Origin of the sequence: Microbacterium hanjuni, assembly GCF_043556395.1 — a bacterium.
GTDB lineage: Bacteria > Actinomycetota > Actinomycetes > Actinomycetales > Microbacteriaceae > Microbacterium.
The window spans coordinates 54,128-77,332 of record NZ_JBIGIK010000001.1 but is presented as its reverse complement, the minus strand read 5'-3'; the positions used below and the strand labels follow the sequence as shown (position 1 = coordinate 77,332).

The 23,205-nt window shown below is 69.9% G+C and carries 21 protein-coding genes; 3 read left to right on the top strand and 18 right to left on the bottom strand.

What is annotated here, in order from left to right:
• Positions 1-28: 28 nt before the first annotated feature.
• The 14 genes from ACFXP5_RS00370 to ACFXP5_RS00305 form a co-directional block, all read right to left on the bottom strand.
• Positions 29-712, bottom strand: coding sequence for a YggS family pyridoxal phosphate-dependent enzyme (locus ACFXP5_RS00370; RefSeq protein WP_394543039.1), 684 nt, complete (start codon positions 710-712; stop codon positions 29-31).
• Between the two features lie 54 nt (positions 713-766).
• A complete protein-coding gene (gene ftsZ, locus ACFXP5_RS00365; RefSeq protein ID WP_394526033.1) occupies positions 767-1,924 on the bottom strand; it encodes a cell division protein FtsZ in 1,158 nt (385 codons plus the stop codon).
• Positions 1,925-2,091: 167 nt separating this feature from the next.
• Positions 2,092-3,000: an FtsQ-type POTRA domain-containing protein gene (locus tag ACFXP5_RS00360; protein ID WP_394543038.1), complete on the bottom strand. Its 909-nt coding sequence runs from the start codon at positions 2,998-3,000 to the stop codon at positions 2,092-2,094.
• A 5-nt stretch (positions 3,001-3,005) separates the two neighbouring features.
• Positions 3,006-4,418 (bottom strand): UDP-N-acetylmuramate--L-alanine ligase, encoded by a 1,413-nt coding sequence (gene murC / locus ACFXP5_RS00355; protein ID WP_394543036.1) that lies wholly within the window; start codon positions 4,416-4,418, stop codon positions 3,006-3,008.
• A 130-nt stretch (positions 4,419-4,548) separates the two neighbouring features.
• On the bottom strand, positions 4,549-5,628 hold the full coding sequence (locus tag ACFXP5_RS00350) for a UDP-N-acetylglucosamine--N-acetylmuramyl-(pentapeptide) pyrophosphoryl-undecaprenol N-acetylglucosamine transferase (RefSeq protein WP_394543035.1): 1,080 nt from the start codon (positions 5,626-5,628) through the stop codon (positions 4,549-4,551).
• 34 nt (positions 5,629-5,662) lie between these two features.
• Positions 5,663-6,862 carry a putative lipid II flippase FtsW gene (gene ftsW / locus ACFXP5_RS00345; protein ID WP_394543034.1) on the bottom strand — a complete coding sequence of 400 codons (1,200 nt, stop codon included), beginning with the start codon at positions 6,860-6,862 and terminating at the stop codon, positions 5,663-5,665.
• Positions 6,816-8,378, bottom strand: coding sequence for a UDP-N-acetylmuramoyl-L-alanine--D-glutamate ligase (gene murD / locus ACFXP5_RS00340; protein WP_394543033.1), 1,563 nt, complete (start codon positions 8,376-8,378; stop codon positions 6,816-6,818). Before murD ends, ftsW begins: the two co-directional genes overlap by 47 nt.
• On the bottom strand, positions 8,375-9,478 hold the full coding sequence (gene mraY, locus ACFXP5_RS00335; protein WP_394526022.1) for a phospho-N-acetylmuramoyl-pentapeptide-transferase: 1,104 nt from the start codon (positions 9,476-9,478) through the stop codon (positions 8,375-8,377). Before mraY ends, murD begins: the two co-directional genes overlap by 4 nt.
• Entirely contained in the window at positions 9,475-10,887 is a 1,413-nt protein-coding gene (locus tag ACFXP5_RS00330; protein WP_394543032.1) for a UDP-N-acetylmuramoyl-tripeptide--D-alanyl-D-alanine ligase, read from the bottom strand. Before ACFXP5_RS00330 ends, mraY begins: the two co-directional genes overlap by 4 nt.
• A gap of 20 nt (positions 10,888-10,907) precedes the next feature.
• A complete protein-coding gene (locus ACFXP5_RS00325) occupies positions 10,908-12,695 on the bottom strand; it encodes a peptidoglycan D,D-transpeptidase FtsI family protein (RefSeq protein WP_394543031.1) in 1,788 nt (595 codons plus the stop codon).
• Positions 12,696-12,699: 4 nt separating this feature from the next.
• Positions 12,700-13,275, bottom strand: coding sequence for a cell division protein FtsL (gene ftsL / locus ACFXP5_RS00320; protein ID WP_394526017.1), 576 nt, complete (start codon positions 13,273-13,275; stop codon positions 12,700-12,702).
• Positions 13,272-14,225, bottom strand: coding sequence for a 16S rRNA (cytosine(1402)-N(4))-methyltransferase RsmH (gene rsmH, locus ACFXP5_RS00315; RefSeq protein ID WP_394543030.1), 954 nt, complete (start codon positions 14,223-14,225; stop codon positions 13,272-13,274). Before rsmH ends, ftsL begins: the two co-directional genes overlap by 4 nt.
• A gap of 100 nt (positions 14,226-14,325) precedes the next feature.
• Positions 14,326-14,757, bottom strand: a complete 432-nt coding sequence (gene mraZ, locus ACFXP5_RS00310) for a division/cell wall cluster transcriptional repressor MraZ (protein ID WP_394526015.1) — start codon at positions 14,755-14,757, stop codon at positions 14,326-14,328.
• A gap of 285 nt (positions 14,758-15,042) precedes the next feature.
• Positions 15,043-15,417 carry a DUF3040 domain-containing protein gene (locus tag ACFXP5_RS00305; RefSeq protein WP_394526013.1) on the bottom strand — a complete coding sequence of 125 codons (375 nt, stop codon included), beginning with the start codon at positions 15,415-15,417 and terminating at the stop codon, positions 15,043-15,045.
• Between the two features lie 64 nt (positions 15,418-15,481).
• On the opposite strand from ACFXP5_RS00305, the gene ACFXP5_RS00300 reads away from it, so the two are divergent.
• On the top strand, positions 15,482-16,579 hold the full coding sequence (locus ACFXP5_RS00300; RefSeq protein ID WP_394543029.1) for a polyprenyl synthetase family protein: 1,098 nt from the start codon (positions 15,482-15,484) through the stop codon (positions 16,577-16,579).
• 22 nt (positions 16,580-16,601) lie between these two features.
• Here the strand turns inward: ACFXP5_RS00300 and ACFXP5_RS00295 are convergent, their stop codons facing one another.
• Complete coding sequence (locus tag ACFXP5_RS00295; protein ID WP_394526009.1) at positions 16,602-16,943, bottom strand: Rv2175c family DNA-binding protein; 342 nt, start codon at positions 16,941-16,943, stop codon at positions 16,602-16,604.
• A gap of 123 nt (positions 16,944-17,066) precedes the next feature.
• Between ACFXP5_RS00295 and ACFXP5_RS00290 the strand changes: the two genes are divergently transcribed.
• Both ACFXP5_RS00290 and pknB read left to right on the top strand, forming a co-directional pair.
• The gene (locus ACFXP5_RS00290) at positions 17,067-17,969 is read left to right on the top strand and encodes a LysM peptidoglycan-binding domain-containing protein (RefSeq protein ID WP_394543028.1); all 903 of its coding nucleotides are present in this window, start codon (positions 17,067-17,069) and stop codon (positions 17,967-17,969) included.
• Positions 17,970-18,053: 84 nt separating this feature from the next.
• Positions 18,054-19,997 (top strand): Stk1 family PASTA domain-containing Ser/Thr kinase, encoded by a 1,944-nt coding sequence (gene pknB / locus ACFXP5_RS00285; protein WP_394543026.1) that lies wholly within the window; start codon positions 18,054-18,056, stop codon positions 19,995-19,997.
• Between the two features lie 118 nt (positions 19,998-20,115).
• Here the strand turns inward: pknB and ACFXP5_RS00280 are convergent, their stop codons facing one another.
• From ACFXP5_RS00280 to ACFXP5_RS00270, 3 genes are read right to left on the bottom strand one after another with little or no spacing between them, the layout of a single operon-like run.
• Complete coding sequence (locus tag ACFXP5_RS00280; RefSeq protein ID WP_394543025.1) at positions 20,116-21,453, bottom strand: class II 3-deoxy-7-phosphoheptulonate synthase; 1,338 nt, start codon at positions 21,451-21,453, stop codon at positions 20,116-20,118.
• A gap of 9 nt (positions 21,454-21,462) precedes the next feature.
• Positions 21,463-22,176, bottom strand: a complete 714-nt coding sequence (locus tag ACFXP5_RS00275) for a lysophospholipid acyltransferase family protein (RefSeq protein ID WP_394526002.1) — start codon at positions 22,174-22,176, stop codon at positions 21,463-21,465.
• A gap of 1 nt (position 22,177) precedes the next feature.
• A complete protein-coding gene (locus ACFXP5_RS00270; RefSeq protein WP_394544155.1) occupies positions 22,178-23,113 on the bottom strand; it encodes an ROK family glucokinase in 936 nt (311 codons plus the stop codon).
• Positions 23,114-23,205: the final 92 nt, after the last annotated feature.

Here is a 23,205-nt window from a genome sequence, read left to right as displayed (position 1 = left end):
ATCCTCCGTTCGCTCGTGTGGTTTGAGGTTATCCGCGTGTAGGGCGCGGACCCGTGATTGCCGATCCGATCCGAAGGTGTGTCGCGCCCATGGCGATCGCTTCGGAGAAATCGGCGGTCATTCCGGCTGAGATCCAGCTCGCGTCGGGCACGACGGCACGCACTCGGCGTGCAGAATCGGCCAGTCGTTCGAAGGCACGCGCGGGGTCGTCGTGCAGGGGCGCCACGGCCATGACGCCGCGGATCCGCAGCGACGCGAGAGCCGCGACGTGGGAGGCGAGGGCGTCGACCTCGGCGGGGGGTACACCCCCGCGATCGGGGTCGTCCGTCAGGTTGACCTGCAGCAGCACATCGAGCACGTCGTCCGCGGCCGCCGCGTCGAGCGCGTCGGCCAGCTTGGCGCGATCAACGGAGTGCACGACGTCGGCGGCGGCGCGGATCGCGCGCGCCTTGTTCGTCTGAGCCTGACCGATGAAGTGCCACGTCACGTCGGCGTAGTCACCCAGGGCGTCGACCTTGGCGGTCAGCTCCTGCTGTCGGTTCTCCCCCATGTCGCGCACGCCGAGCCGGTACAGCTCCTCGATGAGGGTGGTGGGGTGGAACTTGGTGACGACGATGCGCGTGATGTCCGAGCTCGACCTCCCGGAGGCGCGGACGGCGTCGGCGATGCGCGCATCGACGGATGCCAGGCGATCGGCCAGCTGCGCGTCCACGTCACTCCTTCTCCGATGCGGGGGCGGGCTGTGGCGCCCACCCCCGCACGGGGATCACTTCAGGAAGTCGGGGATGTCGAGATCGTCGTCGCCGAAGGCCGAGTCGTACGCGGGCTCGGGCAGAGCGGCGGCGACCGGAACCGACTCGCGCCGCTCGGCGACGACATCGCGCTCGCGCGGGGTCTCGTCGACGGGCACGGGCGGCAGGGCCGGCGGCACGGGAGTGCGCTGCTGCGCACCGACCGCGTCCAGACGCAGCGAGGGCTCGCCGCCGTCGAAACCGGCGGCGATCACCGTGACGCGCACCTCGTCGCCGAGCGTGTCGTCGATGACCGTACCGAAGATGATGTTCGCCTCGGGGTGCGCGGCTTCCTTCACCAGCTGGGCGGCGTCGTTGATCTCGAAGATGCCCAGGTTCGAGCCACCCTGGATCGACAGCAGCACGCCGTGCGCGCCTTCGATCGAGGCCTCGAGGAGCGGGGATTCGACGGCGAGTTCGGCCGCCTTGATCGCGCGGTCAGCACCCCGCGCCGAGCCGATGCCCATGAGCGCGGAGCCCGCGCCCTGCATGACCGACTTCACGTCGGCGAAGTCGAGGTTGATGAGGCCCGGGGTGGTGATGAGGTCGGTGATGCCCTGCACACCGGCGAGCAGCACCTGGTCGGCCGTGGCGAACGCCTCGATCATCGAGATGCCGCGGTCGCTGATCTCCAGGAGCCGGTCGTTGGGGACGACGATGAGGGTGTCGACCTCTTCCTTGAGCTTGGTGACACCCGCCTCGGCCTGGCTCTGGCGGCGACGTCCCTCGAACGAGAACGGCTTCGTGACGACACCGATCGTGAGGGCGCCGATCGACTTGGCGATCCGGGCTACCACCGGCGCGCCGCCGGTGCCCGTGCCGCCGCCCTCGCCGGCGGTGACGAAGACCATGTCGGCGCCCGAGAGCGCCTCTTCGATCTCCTCGGCGTGGTCTTCGGCCGCGCGGCGTCCGACCTCGGGGTCAGCGCCCGCTCCGAGTCCGCGCGTCAGTTCGCGACCCACGTCGAGCTTGACGTCCGCGTCGCTCATCAGCAGCGCCTGCGCATCGGTGTTGATGGCGATGAATTCCACGCCACGCAGACCGAGCTCGATCATGCGGTTGACGGCGTTCACGCCGCCGCCACCCACACCGACGACCTTGATCACGGCGAGGTAGTTCTGGTTCTGGCTCATGCCGGCCTCCGTCGTTCGAACCTGAAACTCTAAACCTCATCTAGAGGGTTAAAGAATTGCGCAGTATGCAATTCCTGATTCCGAAGGTATGCGGCGCGGTGCGCCCAGGCCGCAGCATCCTGGGCGTGTCGCGACATCGCCTGCGAGACGGGTTTTCGACCCGGCATTCAGCCGACGATGACCGCGTCGGGCGACGACACGTCGTACCGGCTCACGCGGTCGGGTGGACTGCCGACCATCATCGCCTGCAGGCGCAGAGCCTTGTCAGCGGATCGCTCCGCACTCCCCCAGATGACCTGGGCATTGGTGGAGCCGAAGGTGAAGGCCACGTCGTCGGGGGTGGATGCTGTGACCGCCGTCACCTGCGAACGCACCTCCTCCGGAAGCGACCGCACGACCTGCCCCGCGGCGCGGAAGGCATCCGATCGCGCGCCGCCCTGCACCGTGAAGAGCGGGAGCCCGGCGGGCGCGTCAGGTGTCGTGGCGAGGGCGACGCCCGCCGCATCCACCACGGTGAAACCGGCACCGGATTCGATCAGACCGACGGGCTGACGCTCGACGATGCGCACCACGAGGTCGTTCGGCGGTCGAGCCTCGAGCGTGTACGACTCCACGAGCGGGAACTGCACCAGCGCCGCCTTCACGGCGCTCTCATCGACGAGTGGCAACGGGGTGCCGAGCTGATCCGACAGCGCGTCCGACACCGCGGCGGCATCGAGCTGGCTGGTGCCGACGACCTCGATGCGCTGCACCGCGAAGAGCGGGCTGTACGCCGCTCCCACGGTGCCCGCGACGAGCACGACGAAAGCAATGAGCACGGTGAGCCACAGCATCCGACGTCGCCTCTGGCGCACGGTGAAGCGGCGCACCTCGGCGCGCAGCGCCCGGCGTCGAGCGCGGGAGGCCCGCCAGACATCTCGCATGCCGAGCTCGCGGTCCGATGTCGCGGGGAGGCGATCGGAGGGCGCGACGAAAGGCAGCACCGGCGTGCCGGAAACGGCGTCCGGAGCGATCTCGGGGACGGGCGCGGGCGGACGGGGCTTCGCCGGCGCGGGCAGCGGCGAGGGCCGGCGCACCCGGGTCAGTCCTCGCCGTCGGGAGCGTCGATGCGCGCGAGCGCGTCGACGACCTGCGGGATGATCAGGTTCACGTTGCCGCAGCCGAGCGTGACGACGTAGTCGCCCGCGCGGGCGACGGAGGCGGTGTAGTCGGCGGCGGCCTGCCAGTCGGCGACGAAATGCACGCGCTCGGGGTCGGCGAAGGCGCCGCTGACGAGTTCGCCGGTCACTCCGGGCACCGGGTCTTCGCGCGCGCCGTACACGTCGAGCACGACGGTGTGGTCGGCGAGCGACTCCAGCACGTCGGCGAACTCCCGGTACATCGCCTGCGTGCGCGAGTAGGTGTGGGGCTGGTGCAACGCGATGAGGCGACCTCCGCCGATCACCGTGCGGGCGGCGGACAGCGCGGCCGCGACCTCGGTCGGGTGATGGGCGTAGTCGTCGTAGACGCTGACGCCGCGCTCGACGGCATGCAGTTCGAAGCGGCGCGCGGTGCCGCCGAAGCTCTCGACCGCGCGGACCGCCGGTTCCAGCGCGATCCCGAGCTGCAGCAGCACTCCGACAGCGCCCGCGGCATTCAGGGCGTTGTGCGCGCCGGGGATGCGCAGCCCCGCCGACACGCTCTCGCCCCGGTAGGTCAGCGAGAAGGTGACGAACCCGTCGGTGCGCAGATCTCCCACGCGCAGGTCGGCGTCCGTGGCCTCCCCGAAAGTCAGCACGTTCTCGTGCGTGAGGCGTTCGCGCACGCGCTGAGCTCCCGCGTCGTCGGCGGAGATCACGACGCCCTCGCGGGCGGCGTCGGCGAAGCGGGCGAAGGCGGCGTCGAAGGCGTCGTTCGAGCCGTAGTGGTCGAGGTGGTCGGGATCGACGTTCGTGATGAGAGCGATCGAGGTGTCGTACAGCTCGAACGTGCCGTCGGACTCGTCGGCCTCGATGACGAACAGCTCGTCGGATCCGGTGGCGCTCGAAACACCGAGATCGGCGATCACGCCGCCGTTGACGAAGGTGGGATCGAGGTCGAGCTCGCGGAGCGCGGTGACGATCATGCCCGTCGAGGTCGTCTTGCCATGGGCGCCGGCGACGGACACCAGGCGACGGCCCCCGATGAGCCAGTGCAGGGCTTGCGAGCGGTGGATCACAGCAAGACCGCGCTGCTTCGCGGTGACGAACTCGGGGTTCTCGGGCCAGATCGCACCGGTGTGAACGACCGTGTCGGCATCGCCCAGGTGCGCGGCGTCGTGTCCGACGTGCACCGTCGCGCCGAGTGCCGCCAGCTCTCGCAGCCCTGGGCTGTCGGCGCGGTCCGACCCCGAGACGCGGATACCGCGGGCGAGGAACATCCGTGCCAGGCCCGACATGCCCGATCCGCCGATGCCGATGAAGTGTGCGGCCTCGATGTTCTCGGGGAGGGGAAGAGTGAGGTCGGGTCTGATCATGGCGCGTCAATCCTAAGACGCCCGCCTCCGAGCCCGGCTTCGGCGCGCGGCTCAGCGCGCGGCCGCAGCTCCCCTGTCGCAAAACGCGGGTGCCACCCGCAGTTCGTGACAGGGGAGCAGGTGAAAAAGGTCAGCGCGCGGCGGCGAGGGCGGCGTCGATGAGGCCGATCACGTTCTCGGTGCCGCTGCGGGTGCCGACGGATGCTGCAGCCTCGCGCATCTGCGCGAGGCGCTGCGCGTCCTGCAGCAGCGGGATGACCTGCTCCCGCACCCGCTCGGCGTCGAAGGTGGCGTCGTCCAGCAGCACCGCGGCCCCGGCGTCGACGGCGGAGGCCGCGTTGAGTCGCTGCTCGCCGTTGCCGACCGCGTACGGCACGTACACCGCGGGGATGCCCAGCGCGCTGATCTCACTCACCGTCGCCGCCCCCGAACGCGACACGATCGCGTCGGCGAGGGCGAAGGCCAGGTCCATCCGGTCGACGTAGCGACGGAGGGCGTACCCGGCGACGCCGGGATCGGCCAGCTCCGAACGCTCCCCCGTGACGTGCAGCAGCTGCCACCCCGCATCGAGCACCTCGCTCCACGCTCCCCCGAACGCCTCGTTGAGCCGCAGCGCGCCGAGCGAGCCGCCGAACACCAGCAGCGTCGGGCGGTCGGGGTCGAGTCCGAAGTGCGCGGCCGCTTCGGCGCGCAACCCGGCGCGGTCGAGCTCGACGATCTCCCGTCGCAGCGGCATGCCCACGACGCTCGAGCCGCGAAGCGCGGTGCCCGCGAACGCCACGCCCACCGCCGACGCGGCGCGCGCGCCGAGCACATTGGCGAGTCCGGGCTTCGCGTTCGCCTCGTGCACGACGAACGGCACGCCCGCGCGCCGCGCCGCCACGTAGGCCGGGGCCGAGGCGTAGCCGCCGAAGCCGACCACGACGTCCACGCCGCGCTCGCGGAGGTGGCCCCTGACCTGGGCGATCGCACGGCGGAACCGAGCCGGAAACGCCGCGGCCGCAGCATCCAGTCGTCTCGGGAAGGGCACCTTGTCGACGATGAGCAGCTCGTAGCCCCGCAGCGGAACGAGCCGGGCCTCGAGACCCTCCGCGGTGCCGAGCACCAGCACGTCGGCCGCCGCGTCGCGGGCGCGCAGCCCGTCGGCGACCGCGAGCAGAGGGTTCACATGCCCGGCGGTGCCGCCGCCGGCGAGGAGGTAGGTCGTCACCCTCCGACCCTAGTTCGCGAGCGGTCGGATGCTGTCAGCGCGAGCGCACGGGCAGGGAACGCGCGAACGACAACAGCACGCCCGAAGCGAGCAGCACCGACAGCAGCGAGGTGCCGCCCTGCGACATGAACGGCAGCGGCACCCCGAGGACGGGGAACACGCGCAGCACGACGCCGATGTTGATGAGGGCCTGCCCGACGATCCAGATCGCGATCGCGCCGGCGACGATGCGCACGAAGGTGTCGTCGGTCTTGCGGATGATGTGGAACGCGCCGACGGCGAAGAGGGCGAAGAGGGCGAGCACGACCGCGCAGCCGATGAGGCCGAGCTCTTCGCCGACGATCGCGAAGATGTAGTCGTTCGCGGCGGCGGGCAGCCAGTCGTACTTCTCCTTGGAGTTGCCGAGGCCCAGGCCGAACACTCCCCCGGAGGCGAGACCCCAGATGCCGTGCAGCGCCTGATAGCAGTCGTCGTAGTAGCAGTCGAGCGTGCCGGCGTTGAGGAAGCTCATGATGCGAGCGAGGCGGTTCTCGTTCGTCACCGCGAGGGCGACGACGGCGACGACCGCACCGATCGCCGGCAGGAGGAACATGCGGAGGCGGACGCCGGCGAAGAACAGGGCGGCGAGCACCACGAGCACGAGGATCATCGCGGTACCGAGGTCTTTACCGCCGAGCACCGTGGCGATCACCATGATCGCGACCGGCACCACGGGGATGAAGACGTGTGCCCACTTGGTCAGCAGCGTGCGCTTGCGGTACAGCACGGCGCCCATCCACAGGGCGAGGGCGATCTTCAGGAATTCGGCCGGTTGGAACTGGAAACCGGCGATCTGCACCCAGTTGCGGTTTCCATTCGACTCGATGCCGAGCCCGGGCACGAACACCAGCAACTGGAACGCCGTCGCCCCGATGAGGGTGACCCACGCGATCTTGCGCCAGAACACCACGGGCATGCGGCTCGCGACGAACATGAGCGGCACGCCGATCACCGCGAAGACACCCTGCTTGATCACGTGCTCGTAGGGATTCTCACCGCCGCCGAAAGCCGACGTGGCCGACAGCACCATCACGAGACCGAAGCCCGTCAGCAGCAGGGCGGTCGAAGCGATGAGGAGGAACTCGCTCGGCACCGGCGCGAAGACGCGCCCGAGGGACACGCGGGCGGCGAGGCCGCCGCGGGGCGGTTCAGGAAGATCGGGGGTGGCCCGCGTCGGGGGCGTCGTCGTCGTCACGCGATCCCTCCCCCTGCGGCTGCCCGGCGATCCGGGTGGTGACGGCCTCGGCGAAACGCCGGCCGCGGTCTGCGTAGGAGGCGAACTGATCGAACGATGCCGCTGCGGGGGCGAGAAGAACCACGTCCCCGTCTTCAGCGACGTCGGCCGCCAGTTCGACGACCCGTGCCATGACGTTCTCAGTCTCGGCGTCGTCCACCTCGAACAGCGGCACCGCGGGGGCGTGTCGCGCGAACGCGGACACGATCTCGCTGCGGTCGGCGCCGATGACGATGGCGGCCTTCGCCCCGGCGCCCCGCGCCTGGACGAGTGCGGCGATGTCGACGCCCTTGAGGAGGCCCCCCACGATCCAGACCGCGCCCGGGAACGCCGCGAGCGAGGAGGCCGCGGCGTGGGGGTTCGTGGCCTTGGAGTCGTCGACCCAGGTGATCCCGTCGGCGACCGCGACGATCTCGATACGGTGCGGGTCGAGGGTGAAATCCGCCAGCGCCGAGCGGATCGCCTCGGGAGTCACGTGGAGCGAGCGCGCAAGGGCGGAAGCGGCCAGCACGTTGGAGACGACGTGAGGTGCGGCGAGGTTCTCGGCCGCGAGATCGGCCACGGTCGTGAGCTCGAGAGCAGACGTGGCGCGCTCGGCGAGGAAGGCGCGGTCGACGAGGATCCCGTCGACGACCCCGAGGTCGCTCGGGCCCGGAACCCCGAGGTCGAAACCGATCGCGCGGGCACCTTCGACGACGTCGGCGTTCTCGACCATTGCCCGGGTCGCCGCATCCGCCTTGTTGTAGACGCATGCCACGCGGGTGTGGTTGTAGACGACGGCCTTGGCATCGCGGTAGGCCGCGAACGACCCGTGCCACTCGAGGTGGTCGTCGGCGAGGTTGAGGCAGACGGCCGCCCACGGCGACACCGGCTGCGGGCCACTCTGCAACCCGAGGTAGTACAGCTGGTGGCTCGACAGCTCGACGACCAGCACGTCGAAGCCCGCAGGATCACGCACGGCATCGAGCACGGGCACGCCGATGTTGCCGACGGGCGCTGCCCGCAGACCGCCCGCCACGAGCATCGTCGCCGCGAGGCGCGTGGTGGTGGTCTTGCCGTTCGTACCGGTCACGAGCACCCAGTCGGCCGGCGTACCGTCGGCGCGCACCACCTTGTCGCGCACCCGCCAGGCCAGCTCGATGTCGCCCCACAGGGCGATGCCGTTCTCGAGCGCCCAGACGATGAGCGGATGCCGGGGAGAGAAGCCCGGCGAGGCCACGACCACCTCGGGCGCGAAGTCCTCCAGCTCGGTCGGCACGATGTCGAGGGGTCCGACGTGCAGCCGAGCGCCGATGACGGGCAGCAGGCGCGCGTACTCATCCTCGGCCTTCTCGGTCACCACGAGCACCTCGGCGCCGAGTTCGGCGAGGGTGTCGGCGGCCGAGAAACCGGTGACGGAGAGGCCGAGCACGGCCACCCGCAGGCCGCGCCAGTCAGCGCGCCAGCTGTTCAGCGTGTCGAGGCGCTCGGCGCTCATGCGTTGACGAGCCATTCGACGTAGAAGAAGCCCACACCCGAGACGGCGAGGAGGCCGGCGATGATCCACATGCGCACGACGATCGTGATCTCCGACCACCCGCGCATCTCGAGGTGGTGGTGCAGCGGGCTCATGAGGAACAGCCGCTTGCCGCGGGTGATCTTGAAGTACAGCCGCTGCAGGATGACGGAGCCGGATGCGATGACGTAGACGCCGGCCACCAGCACGAGCAGCAGCTCGGTGCGCGTGAGGATCGCCATCGCGGCGATGACGCCGCCGATGGACATCGAGCCCACGTCGCCCATGAAGACCTTGGCCTTCGGGGCGTTCCACCAGAGGAAGCCGACGAGCGCGCCGACGAACGAGGCGGAGATGATCGCGAGGTCGAAGGGATCGCGCGTGCCGTAGCAGGCGGTGGACACGGCGGAGGCGACGTTCGTGCAGACCTGCTGCACCTGCCAGAAGGCGATGAGCGTATAGGCGCCGACCACGAAGATGCCGGAACCTGCGGCGAGGCCGTCCAGGCCGTCGGTCACGTTGACCGAGTTGGACGCCGCGACGCCGATGAGCGAGATCCACGCGAGGTACAGCAGCCAGCCGATGATGGGGCCGAGCGCCATGAACCACAGACCGGGCACGTCGCGGAACACGGAGATGTACGCGGACGCGGGGGTCTGTCCCACCGCGTTGGGCAGATTCAGCGCGACGATGCCGAACGGGATCGTGACGAGGATCTGCCCGATAACCTTCGGCCATCCCTCGAGCCCGAGGCTCTGCTGGCGGCGCACCTTCATGTAGTCGTCGATGAAACCGACCGCGCCGAAGCCGACCATCATCCACAGCACGAGCAGGCCGGAGATGGTCGGGGGGTTGTTGCCGGTGAACGAGCCGACGAGGTAACCCACGATGGTGCCGACGATGAAGATCGTCCCGCCCATGGTGGGGGTGCCGCGCTTCTCACCGTGCGAGGGGTTGTGCACGTTCTCGGGCGTACGGATGACCTGGCCCCAGCCCCACTTACGGAACAGGCGCAGGAACGCCGGAGTGAGGAAGAGGGTGAAAGCCAGCGAGATCGCCGCCGCGGTCAGGAGTGATCTCACGAGAACGAGTCTCCCAGACGATCTCCGAGGAAACGCAGGCCCGCCGAGTTGGAGGATTTGACCAGTACCCTGTCGCCGTCGCGCAGCTCGCCCATCAGGTAGTCGTAGGCCTCGTCGGCCGTGGCGAAGAAGACCGCCTCGGCATCCCACGAGCCTTGGGCGATCGCTTCGAGGTACATCCGTCGGGCATCGGCGCCCACGACGACGATGCGCTGGATGCCCAGTCGCACGGCGAGCAGCCCGACCCGGTCGTGCTCCTCTTCGGCGTACTCCCCCAGTTCGCTCATCGCGCCGAGCACGGCCACGGTGCGCTGCTCGGGCGTCGTGATCTGCGCGAGGGTGCGCAGGGCCGCGGCCATCGAATCGGGGCTCGCGTTGTAGGCGTCGTTGATGATGCGCACCCGCTCCGAGCCGAGGGGCTGCATGCGCCAGCGTTCGGCGAGCTCGACGGTCTCGAGTCGTCGAACGGCGGATGCTGCGTCGACTCCGAGCGCGGTCGCCGCCGCGATCGCGGCCAGTGCGTTCATGACATGGTGGGCGCCGAGCACCTGCAGATGCAGGGTGAGCGCCACGCCGTCGACGAGGATCTCGGCGCGGGTTCCCGAGGCGGTGACCTCGACATCGGTCGCTCGGACGTCGGCAGCATCCGATCGTCCGAACCAGCGGACGGCCACGTCGCGGTGCGCTCCGAGCGGCGCCATGGCGGCCACCCGAGGATCGTCGGCGTTGAGCACGGCGAGTCCGCCGTCGCGGACGGCGTGCACCAGCTCGCTCTTCGCGGCGAAGGTGGCCTCGATACCGCCGAAGCCGCCCGCGTGCGCCATGCCGACCATGAGCACGACGCCGATGTCGGGGGTGACGAGGCCGGCCAAGCGGGCGATCTCGCCGGGACCGCTCGCACCGAACTCGCTCACGAGGAAGCGGGTGTTCTCGGTGACGCGCAGCATCGTGAGCGGAGCGCCGACCTCGTTGTTGAACGAGGCGCGGGGGGCGATCGTCTCGCCCTCGTCCTGCAGGATCCGCGCGAGCAGGTTCTTGGTCGTGGTCTTGCCGTTGGAGCCGGTGATGCCCACCACCCGCAGGTCGCCACGTTCGCGGACCCGGGCGACGACGACGCGGGCGAGGTCGGCGAGGGCGCCGACAGCGTCGGGCACGATCACCTGCGAGACGGGCGTCTCGACCGTGTGTTCCACGATCACGACGGCGGCGCCGTTGGCGACGGCGGCATCGACGAAGCGGTGCCCGTCGGTGTGCTCTCCGGGTTTGGCGACGAACACCCCTCCCGCCGCGATGGCGCGGGAGTCGGTGTCGACCGCCCCGGAGACGATCGTGTCGGGGGTGTCGAGGTCGGCGAGCACGAGGGTGCCGCCGACGGCATCGGTGAGCTGGGCGAGAGTGAGGGGGATCATGTGTGAGGGGCCGGCGCTGGTCAGCCGAACTTGGGCAGTTCGGGTGAGGCGGAGTCCGACGGCATGACGCGGTACGTCTTGAGCACCTGTGTCATGGCCTTCTGGAACGCCGGAGCGTTGGCCGCAGACGATTTTACCGTCGCCGGCTCGTCGAGCGTGACCGCGACGACGTATTCGGGGTCTTCGGCCGGTGCGAACCCGATCATGGTCGTGAAATACACGCCGGCCTTGTAGCCGCCCTGACCGTCGGTCTTCTCACCCGTACCGGTCTTGATCGCGATGCGGTACCCGGGAATGGCGACCTCTTTGGCGAGGGATCCCTGGGTGGCGACGTTCTCGAGCATCTGCGAGACCTGATCGGCCGTCTGCTCGGAGACGACCTGCACACCGGCCGCGTCGGGAACGTCCGTCACGGTGCCGTCGGCGGCCGTGCAGCCTTCGACGAGCGAGAGCGGTACCCGCACGCCGTTGTTCGCGATCGCCTGATAGGCGCCGGCGAGCTCGGGAACGGTGGTCGTGAGGCCCTGCCCAAAGGCGGTGTTGTACAGCGTCTGGTTGTCCCACTGCTCGACGGGGTACAACTGTCCCTTCGCCTCGCCGATGAAGCCGATCGAGCTCCCCTGGCCGATGCCGAACTTCTGCAGGTAGTCGTAGCGGGTCGCCGCGGGGACGGTGTCGCTGAACTTGGCGATACCGACGTTGGAGGAATCGATGAGCACCCCGGTGAGGGTGTACTTGTTCACCCCGTGCACGAACGCGTCGCGGAGCCGCGCCCCGTTCGACATCGTCTCGCTGCTCGAGGCCATCACCGTCGATTGCGGGGTCTGACCCCCGGCATCGATCACGGTGGACGCCGTCAGGGCCTTGAACGTCGAACCGGGCTCGAAGGTGCTCGTGAAGATGCGGCTGTACCGGTCGCCGTCGGCCGAAGCGTCCACGGCGTTCGGGTCGACGCTCGGCCACTCCGCGGCCGCACGCACCTTGCCGGTCTTGACCTCGACCACGGTGATATTGCCCGACTTCGCGCCGACGTTCTGCGCCTGCTCGGCGATCAACTGCTGGAGGTACCACTCCAGGTCGCGGTTGATCGTGAGCTGCACCGTGCCGCCGTCGACGGCGGGAGCTTCGGTCTCGGTGCCGGGCAGCACGACGCCGTCCTTGCCCCGCTGGTAGGTGCGCTCGCCGTCGGAGGACTGCAGGCAGCTGTCCTCCATCTTCTCGATACCAGCGAGGGGCGTGCCGTCGCTGCCGACGAAACCGACGAGGTTGCCGGCGACGGCACCATCGGGGTAGGTGCGCGCGGGGTGCGGCACGAACGAGAGGTAGGGGATCTTCAGGGCTTGGAGAGCCTGGAACTGCTCGGTGGTGACGCCGCGTTTCAGGTACGCGAAGCGCGAGTCGGGGTTCTCAGCGAGGGCGTCGGTGACGATCTTCTCGACCTCCGCCGCATCCTGACCCGTGATCTGGGCCATCTGCGCGGCGAGCTCGGGCCAGGTGACCTCCACCCGCACGCCGTCGGCGTCGTCGCGCGCCAGACCGTCCTTCGCGAGCTTCGGGTCGAGTTGGGCGTCGTAGAGCAGGATGCTGCCGGCCAGGGTCGCGCCGTTCTCATCCACGATCGCGCCCCGCGCGCCGTAAAGCTTCTGCGATCCGGCGAGTCCGAGCGAAAGGGAATCGTCGATGTGCTCGCGCGCGTTGACGACCTGGATGTCGACGAGGCGCACGACGAATCCCGCCAGCACGGCGAGGACGACCGCGAGGGCGACGACGGTGCGACGGCGGGGGCTGCGAGTGCTGCGCGTCGTCATGGGGCTATCGTGTCGCCGGCGTGGGCAGACCGTCGGCGATCGGCGGGGGTGTCGCGGAATCCGCGCCGGCGGGTGTCTCGGCCATCGGGGCTCCTTGGATCGTGGAGTCGGGGTCGGTGACCAGCGGGGTGTCGGTGATGAGGGCGTTTCCGACGGCCGCGCGTCCGATCGCGTCGATGGACGAGGCATCCGTCGCCGGCTGGCTCGATCCGATGACGGCGCCGTCGCTGAGGCGCAGGTACGAGGGGGCGTCGGCGACGACCATGCCGAGCGCGGCGGCGTTGGCCGCGAGATACTGCGGGGAACCGAGACCGGCGACGTCGTCGTAGAGCATCTGCTTCTCGTAGCTCAGGTCACGCTGCTGCTGGCTGAGGGCGGCGACCTCGAAGGAACCCTGGGTGGTGAGGATCGACAGGAGCATCTGTGCAAGGGCGATCGCAACCGCGCCGGCGACGGCGATCACGCCGTAGGCGAGCTTCGGTCGGCGACGCGCGGGCGCTTCGACCGGGTGCAGTCGGCGCCCGGGTGCGTCGTCCCGGCGCGGGGACGCCGGGAAGAGGTCGTAAGCCAGATCGGTCATGCCGCCGCCTTCACACGTTCGGCGGCGCGCAGGCGCACCGGGGTGGCTCGGGGGTTGATCGCGCGCTCGTCGTCGTCGGCGAGCTCGGCCCCCTTGACCAGGAGCTTGAAGCGGGGCGTGTGCTCGGGCAGCTCGATCGGCAGCCCGGCAGGAGCCGTGGACGATGTGGCTTCGGCAAGCACGCGCTTGACGAGGCGGTCCTCGAGCGACTGATAGGCCAGCACGACGATGCGCCCGCCCACGCCGAGCACGCTGAGCGCCGCGGGCAAGGCTCGTTCGAGTACGGCGAGTTCGCGGTTGACCTCGATGCGCAACGCCTGGAAGACGCGCTTGGCGGGGTGGCCCGAGTGCAGCAGCGCTGCCGGGGTGGCGTCGTGGAGGATCGACACCAGCCGGCCGGAGCGCACGATGGGCTCCACCTGGCGGGCGGCGATGATGGCCCGGGCGTAGCGCCCGGCGAGTTTCTCTTCGCCGTAGCGCTCGAAGATGCGGCGGAGGTCGCCCTCGCCGTAGGTGGCGAGGATCTCCTCGGCCGTTACGCCGCCGGTCTGATCCATACGCATGTCGAGTGGCGCGTCCTGCGCGTACGCGAAGCCGCGGTCGGCGACGTCGAGCTGCAGCGACGAGACGCCGAGGTCGAACAGGATGGCGTCGACGCGATCGACACCGGCCGAGGCCACGGCTTCGGCGATGCCGTCGTAGACGGTGTGCACGAGGGTGACTCGATCCCCGAACGGCGCGAGGCGCTCGCCCGCGATGCGCAGGGCGTCGGTGTCACGGTCGAGACCGACGAGGCGCGTACCGGGGAACCGCTCGAGGAACGCTTCGGAGTGCCCGCCCATGCCGAGCGTGGCGTCGACGAAGACGGCGCCCTCACGCTGCAGAGCGGGGGCAAGCAGCTCGACGGATCGCTCGAGCAGCACGGGAGTGTGGAGGTCGCGGGCTTCCATGATGAGGGGGCTTCGCGATCCCGGACCCTGATCCCCCTCCGCATCGACCTGGCACCGGGGAAGTGTGTCAGGGCGAGCGGCTGGGAATCACGGCCGAGGATCAGAACAGGCCCGGAATCACCTCCTGCTCCATCTCCGAGTACGACTCCTCGTTGTCGTCGGCGTAGGTGTTCCACGCGTCGGCGTTCCAGATCTCGGCGTGGGCGCCGACGCCGGTGACCACGAGCTCGCGCTCGAGGCCGGCGTAGGAACGCAGCGCCGGGGGAACCGTGATGCGGTTCTGGCTGTCGGGCTTCTCAGCGCTGGCCCCCGAGAGGAACATGCGCAGGAAGTCACGGGCCTGCTTGTTGCTGAGCGGGGCCTCCCGGATCCGCTCGTGCACCCGCTCGAACTCGGCCTCGCTGAAGACGTAGAGGCAGCGTTCCTGACCGCGGGTGATGACGACACCGGCGCCGAGGTCATCGCGGAACTTGGCCGGCAGGATGACTCGCCCTTTGTCGTCGAGCTTGGGGGTGTGCGTGCCGAGCAGCATCCGCTCTCCCCCCTTCGTCCGGCCTGCGAAGTAAGCCCCACTTTACTCCACACTCCTCCACTTCACCATCATTTGCGCGCTATTGCCCCCGAAACCCGGGGATTCGCCGCTCCCCTCCCCGAAGGTGCTGGCCTGCGAGCTCGTCGCGGAGGGGGCGTGATCCCTGCGGGGACGGGATGCTGCGGGCGCAGCGAAGGCCGCGGTGGGGGCGAGTGGAGGATCGCCCGCGCAACGAAAAAGCGCCGACTCGCAAGAGTCGGCGCTTTTCAGGAATGCGAAGTGGGGTCAGGGGCCTTCGTGGCGGCGGTCCCAGCGGTCGTTCATGCGATCCATGAACGACGAACCGGCACGGGACGCTGCGGGGCGCTTGGCGGCGGACGGAACCGTCGGCACCGCACCTCTCAGCGGGGTGACCGCGAGGATCACGCCACCGACCATGACCAGGAACCCGACGACGCCGACGATGATGCCGAGGACGTCTGCGCCGATCGTCACGCCGGCGATGAGACCACCGAGACCCACGAGCACGAGGATCGTGCCGTAGACGATGTTGCGATAGCTGAGGGCACGACCTTGGGTCGTGACGACATCGGCGTCGTTGCGCATGAGATGACGTTCCATCTCGTCCAGCAGACGCTGCTCCTGTTCGGACAGTGGCATGCATCCCCCTCGGGTGACTTGTGGCGTTGATTCTACGCGCGCGGCTGATCACTAGGCTAGGCCCGTGCAGCCTTCCCCGGATCCCATCGAGGCTGTTTCCCAGCGACTCGACAACTTCCTCGCCGCCCGACTGGCCGACGCCCGCGAAATGGGCGAGGAGGCGGAACTCGTCGCCTCCCTTGCCGCCGAGACCTTGCGCGGCGGCAAACGCCTCCGCGCGCGCTTCTGCCTGACGGGGTGGCGAGCCGTTTCGGAGGCCGACGGCCGTCGCGTCTCTCCCGTGCCGGACGGCGTCGTGGCGACTGCGGCCGCGCTCGAGGTCTTCCACGCCGCGGCCCTCGTGCACGACGACGTCATCGACAACTCCGACACCCGCCGCGGTCGCCCGGCAGCGCACCGCGCTCTCGAGGCCGCGCACCGCGCCCGCGGGTGGCGCGGTGACCCCGCGGCTTTCGGCCGCTCGGGAGCGATCCTCCTCGGTGACCTGCTCGTCGCCTGGAGCGACGACCTGCTCGAGGAGGGCCTCACCGAAACCGCACCCGTTCAGGCAGCAGCGGCCCGCGCCGAATACGCACGCATGCGGCGCGATGTCACGGTGGGTCAGTTCCTGGACATCGCCGAAGAATCGGCGTTCGCCACCCAACCCGACGACGTGCACGCCGAGCGGGCGCTGCGGGTGGCGTCGCTCAAGTCGGCGCGCTACAGCATCCAGCAGCCCCTGCTCATCGGAGCCGCCCTCGCGGGTGCCGACGACACGCAGAGCGCTGCGCTGTCGGCGTTCGGTCATCCCGTCGGGATGGCGTTCCAGCTGCGCGACGACGTGCTCGGGGTGTTCGGCGATGCCGCCGTCACCGGCAAGCCGTCCGGCGACGACCTGCGCGAAGGCAAGCGCACCGTGCTGATCGCCTACGCCCGCGAGGCGATGCCGGCCGGCTCACGGCGCGTCGTGGACGAACTGGTCGGCGACCCGACCCTCGACGACGCTCAGATCGCCTCGCTGCAGTCGACCATCGTCGACACCGGCGCGCTGTCCCGCGTCGAGGAGCTCATCTCCCAATACGCGCACACGGCGGACCGCTCGCTGTCGGGTGCTCGACTGGGCAACGCCGCGGTGGGCGAGCTGCGCGACCTGGCACGCGCCGCGACCGCTCGCACGGCCTGAACCGCGCGGCAGGGTCAGGCCATCAGGCCAGAGCCTGCGCGACCCGGCGGACCTCGGACTTGCGTCCGGCCCGGAGGGCTTCGATCGGGGGCATCCCGATGATGTCGTCGGTATTCAGCAGCCAGTCGATCGCCTCGTCGTCGGTGAATCCGGCGTCGAGCAGCACGATGATGGTGCCGCGGAGCGAGGTCAACGGCTCGCCGTCGAGGAGGAAGACCTCGGGCACCTTCACCGGACCTTCCCGGCGGGAACCGATCAGGTAGTGATCGTCGAGCAGTCGGCGGACGCGTCCGAGCGGTTCGCCCAGCACCTCCGCCAGATCGGGAAGGGTCAGCCAGGTGGTTTCAGTGGTGTTGCCGGTCACCCTGCCACTATCTCACCGCTCGGCGGCCCCGGCTCGTCCCATCTGTCACACCAGCCACTTTCGTTGACAGAGGTATACATCCGTGACACGGTGGCCGGAGTCGGAAGAACGGATGTCCCCCCCATGCGTCGACACGCGATCAGTCCTGCCCTGCGAGGCGCCCGTACGAGCCTGCCCGTCGCCCTCGTCGGCGCCCTCGCCTTGACCGCCCTGCCCGAGGCCGCCCACGCCGCCGAGGACTACACCGTGCAGCCCGGCGACACCGTGAGCGCGATCGCCGCCCGTCACGGGCTGCGCACGGTCGACATCCTCGCCGGCAACGCGCTCGGATGGTCGAGCGTCATCCACCCCGGTCAGACGATCCGCCTGGTCGGCTCGGCCGCGGCCGCGCCCGCCCCGACTCCCCCGCCCGCGGCGCCCGCGCCGCCGGCGGCTCCCACCGGCTACACCGTGCAAGCGGGCGACACGATCAGCGCGATCGCCCGCGCCCACGGCACCACCACCGACGCAGTCCTCGCGGCGAACGGGCTCGATCGTTCGTCGATCATCTACCCGGGGCAGACGATCGCCCTCCCGGCCGCGCTCGCACCGGCCGCCGCCGTCACCCCGGTCGTGGCGGGCCTCGACGCCGAGCAGATCGCGAACGCCCAGGTCATCGTGCGCGTCGGCCGCGAACTGGGCGTGTCCTCCCGCGGCATCCAGATCGCCCTCGGCACCGCGATGCAGGAGTCGTGGCTGCGCAACCTCGATTGGGGCGACCGCGACTCGCTCGGACTCTTCCAACAGCGTCCGAGCAGCGGATGGGGCACGGAGGCCGAAGTGAGCGACCCCGTCCGCGCCACTCGCGCCTTCTTCGGCGGCGCCGGTGATCCCAACGGCGCGCTCACGCGTGGACTGCTGGACATCCCCGGCTGGGAGGCGATGGCCTACGCCGACGCTGCCCAGTCCGTGCAGATCTCCGCCTATCCCGAGCGCTACGCGCAGTGGGAAGCCCCCGCCGCGCTGTGGCTCGCGGCACTCGGCTGAGCGGCAGCATCCACTCGGGAACAGCTGGATAACGGGGGTGAGCCGCTCCCCCGGCTCACAGGGGCCTCTCCGTAGACTCGGAGCGTGAGCACGAGTCAGCAGACCGACCCGCTGATCGGCCGTCTCGTCGACGACCGATACCGGGTTCGCGCGCGCATTGCGCGCGGCGGTATGGCGACCGTGTACGTGGCGACCGACCTGCGTCTCGAACGCCGGGTCGCGCTCAAGGTCATGCACGGCCACCTCAGCGACGACACCGTGTTCCAGAGCCGGTTCATCCAGGAGGCCCGCTCGGCCGCCCGGCTCGCCGACCCGCACGTCGTCAACGTGTTCGACCAGGGCCAGGACGGCGATATGGCCTACCTGGTCATGGAGTACCTGCCCGGCATCACGCTGCGCGAGCTGATGCGCGAGCAGAAGCGCTTGAACGTCGCCCAGACGATCACGATCATGGATGCTGTGCTCTCGGGCCTCGCTGCCGCGCACCGGGCCGGCATCGTGCACCGCGACGTGAAGCCCGAGAACGTGCTGCTGGCCGAAGACGGACGCATCAAGATCGGCGACTTCGGCCTCGCCCGCGCGACGACGGCGAACACCGCGAGCGGCGCGATGCTCATGGGCACGATCGCGTACCTCGCACCCGAGCTGGTCACCCGCGGCACCGCCGACGCGCGCAGCGACATCTACTCCCTCGGCATCCTGCTGTACGAGATGCTCGTCGGCGAGCAGCCCTACCAGGGCGAGCAGCCGATGCAGATCGCCTTCCAACACGCCACCGAATCCGTGCCGCGGCCCAGCGCCAAGAACCCCGGCGTGCCCGAGCAGCTCGACGAGCTCGTGTTGTGGTCGACCGAGAAGGTGCCCGACGACCGGCCGCTCGACGCCTCGGTCATGCTCCAGCGCCTGCGCGACATCGAGCGCGAGCTCGGCGTGGCACCCCAGGTGGCCCGCGCCGTCTCGGTCGGCACCGCCGTGGACGACGACACCCTCGACTCGGGCGAGTTCACCAAGGTGCTCCCCTCGAACTCGACCGGGCCCACAGCATCCGTCGACGAGGTCGACAACGCCGCTCAGCTGCGCGTGCGCGCGCGCCGGCGCACCGCTCGCGGCGCGTGGCTGCTCGTGCTGGTGCTCGTGCTCGCCGGCGTCGCCGGGGGCACCGGGTGGTGGTTCGGCTCGGGTCCCGGCTCCCTCGTCGCCGTGCCGGCCGTCAACGGTCTGCCCTTCGCCGACGCGCAGGCCGCTCTGCAGGCGCAATCGCTCGTCGCCGTTCAGGAGGACGTGTACGCCCTGAACGTGGCCGCCGGCATCGTCGTCGGCACCGACCCCGACCCCGGCCAACGCCTCGACCGCGACGCCTCCGTCACCGTACAGGTGTCACAGGGCCCCCGGCCGCAGCAGGTGGAGGCACTCGGGGGTATGAACATCGACCAGGCCAAGGGCATCCTCGTCGGCAAGAACCTCGTCGCGGGCGAAGAGCAGCGCGAGTTCACCGACAGCGACGCGGGGGCGATCGTGTCGGCCTCGCTGGTGCCGCGCTCCGGCGGCGCTCCCATCGACTGCACCCCCGGCTGCTCCGCGTTCGAGGGCGACACGGTCACCTTCCTCGTGTCGAGCGGATCGGTCCCCGGAGTGCGCGGCATGAGCGTGAGCGGGGCGACCGACGCCTTGACCGGCGTCGGTCTCACCGTTTCGGGTGACACGCGCCAGGAGTACAGCGACAGCGTCGACAAGGGCGAGGTCATCGGTATCGTCTCCCGCGACGGCGGCGGCAACTGGCGCCCCGGTGACACCGTGACGTTGACCGTCTCGCTCGGACCGCCGCTGTTCCCCGTGACGAACGTCGTGGGCATGAGCCGCGACGCGGCCAAGGCCGCCCTCGAGCGCGACGGGTTCACCGTGGAGTGGGCGCTGTTCTGGAACGCCGCGCCCGATGGGCTGACCAAAGTCACGAGCCAAGACCCGGCCGCCGGCGCGCAGCGCGTCAAAGGCACGAACGTCTACCTGCAGCTCACCGTCACCGGCTGACCCCGGCGTCGCGCCGGCATCCGCTCACCCTGAAACAGGAAGATCGCCCGAATCAGGACGATTTTCGTGCAATCGGCCTGATCCCGGCGATCTTCCGGTTCTCAGTGGGCGCGAGGCCTCAGAGCTTCTCGAGCTCCTCAGCCACGAGGAAGGCGAGCTCGAGGCTCTGCATGTGGTTGAGGCGCGGGTCGCAGAGGCTCTCGTAGCGCGTTGCGAGGCTCGCTTCGTCGATGTGCTCCGAACCGCCGAGGCACTCCGTCACGTCGTCGCCGGTGAGTTCCACGTGGATGCCGCCGGGGAACGTGCCCGTGGCGCGGTGGGCCTCGAAGAAGCCGCGCACCTCGTCGACGACGTCGTCGAAACGACGCGTCTTGTACCCGGTCGGCGTGGTGATGCCGTTGCCGTGCATGGGGTCGGTGACCCAGAGCGGAGTCGCTCCGGAGTCGCGCACGGCCTCGAGCAGCGGCGGCAGGGCGTCGCGGATCTTGCCCGCACCCATGCGCGTGATGAAGGTCAACCGACCGGGCTCTCGCTCGGGATCGAGCTTCTTGATGAGCTGGAGCACGGTCTCGGGCGTCGTCGAAGGACCCAGCTTCACCCCGATCGGGTTGCGGATCTTCGAGAAGTAATCCACGTGCGCCCCGTCGAGATCGCGGGTGCGCTCCCCGATCCACACGAAGTGCGCCGAGGTGTTGTAGGGCGTGCCGGTGCGCGAATCGATGCGCGTCATCGGGCGCTCGTAGTCCATCAGCAGACCCTCATGGCCGGTGTAGAACTCCACTCGGCGCAGCTCATCGAAGTCGGCTCCCGCCGCCTCCATGAACTTGATCGCGCGGTCGATCTCACCGGCGAGGCGCTCGTACTGCTGGTTGGCGGGGTTCTTCGCGAAGCCCTGGTTCCAGCTGTGCACCTCGCGCAGGTCGGCGAACCCGCCCTGGGTGAACGCGCGGATGAGATTGATGGTGGATGCTGCGGTGTGGTACCCCTTCAGCAGCCGAGCCGGGTCCGCGCGCCGCGAGGCCTCGGTGAAGTCGTAACCGTTGACGATGTCACCCCGGTACGCCGGCAGCGTGACATCGCCGCGCGTCTCGGTGTCGCTCGAACGGGGCTTGGCGAACTGCCCCGCCATCCGCCCCATCTTCACCACGGGCATCGACGCGCCGTAGGTGAGCACGACGGCCATCTGCAGCACGGTCTTGATGCGGTTGCGGATCTGCTCGGCGGTCGCCCCGGCGAAGGTCTCGGCGCAGTCGCCGCCCTGCAGCAGGAACGCCCGTCCGGAGGCCGCCCGGGCGAGCCGCTCGCGCAGCAGATCGACCTCGCCCGCGAAGACCAGCGGGGGAAGGATCGACAGCTCCGCAGACACCTCGGCCACAGCATCCGTGTCATACCAGGTGGGCTGCTGCTTGATGGGCAGGGTCCGCCAGTGGTCGAGGGAATCGGGCTGAGAAGGCATCCTGGAAGTCTAACGACGCGCGGGGGCCTCGGCTGCCGCCTTGGACGCCGCCAGCCGGTCCTTGACCGTCGAGGCGTAGACGTCTTCGTACTGCTGCTCGCCCAGGCGCTGCAGCGCCACCATGATCTCGTCGGTGACCGAGCGAAGGATGTACCGGTCGCCCTCCATCCCGGCGAAGCGGGAGAAGTCGAGCGGCTCGCCGATGACGATGCCCACGCGGCCGATCCGCGGGATGCGCTTGCCGATCGGCTGGATCGTGTCGGTGTCGACCATGACCACCGGGACGACCGGCACGCGGGCCTCGAGCGCCATGCGCGCCAAGCCCGTGCGGCCGCGGTAGAGCTTGCCGTCGGGACTGCGGGTGCCCTCGGGGTAGATGCCGAGGAGATCGCCGCGACCCAGTACTCCGAGACCGGTGTTGAGGGATGCTTCGGAGGCCTTGCCCCCGGAGCGGTCGATCGGGATCTGCCCGGTCGCCTTGAGGAACACCCGGGTCGCCCACCCCTTGATCCCCTTGCCGGTGAAGTAGTCGCTCTTGGCGAGGAAGGCCATCGGCCGATCGATCATCAGCGGCAGGAAGATGGAGTCGGCGAAGGAGAGGTGATTGCTCGCGAGGATCGCGGCACCCTCGACCGGGATGTTGCGTCGGCCGACGACCCACGGGCGGAAGATCGCCTTGAGCACCGGCCCGATCGCGATGTACTTCATCAGCCAGTAGAACATCTCAGCTGTCCCTCCCCGCGAGGTCGGCGACGCCGATCAGTCCGGCATCGTTGCCGAGCTGCGCGATGGTGAAGTCGGCCACGGGGCGGTCGCCGTAGCCGGGGAGCGAAGTCTCGTAGGCCAGACGTACCGGCTCGAGCAGGTCGTCACCGAGCTGGGCGACTCCCCCGCCGATGACGTAGAGCTGGGGGTCGAGCACGGCCTGGAATCCGCCGCAGGCCTCGCCGAGCGCCGTCGCAACGCGCCGGAGCGCTTCGATCGCGCCCGGGTCGCCCGCGAGCACGAGGCGGGAGATGCCCGGTCCGGGAATCGTGCCGCGCTCCGCTCGGAGGGCCGAAAGGCCGTCGCCGATGCCCGGCTGATCGGCGATCGCGTTCGCCTCGCGCTGCAGGGCACGGCCGGAGGCGTACTGCTCCAAGCATCCGTTCTGCCCGCATCCGCAGGGCAGGCCGCCGCGGATGAAGCGCGTGTGGCCGAGCTCTCCGGCGATCCCGTTGCCGCCCCGGTACAAGACGCCCCCGGCCACGACGGCTCCGCCCACGCCCGTGCCCATCGTGAGCATGACCATGTCGGACACCCCGCGGCCGGCCCCGAAGCGGAACTCGCCCCACCCGGCGGCGTTGGCGTCGTTCTCGATCGTGACGGGAGAGTCCAGGCGCGCCTCGAGACGGTCGCGCAATGGCTCGTCCCGCCAGTCGATGTTGGGCGCGTAGATGACGCTGCGACGATCTCGGTCGATGAAACCCGCGGCGGCGACGCCGATACCGGTGATGCGGTGTGCGCGGCGGAGGTGTGTGGCCATGTCGACGACGGCATCCAGCAGTTCGTCGGCGTCGATGGGCGTGTCGACCCGGAGCTTCTCGATGATGCGGCCGTCGGCGTCGACGACGCCCCCGGCGATCTTCGTGCCACCGATGTCGATACCGACGTTGAGCACCGCCGTGTCCCTTCCGGCCGACGCCCGCGCGGCGGCGTTGTGAAGTCTAGCCATGCCGGACGGCCCCGGAAGGATGCCGAAAGGCCACCCGA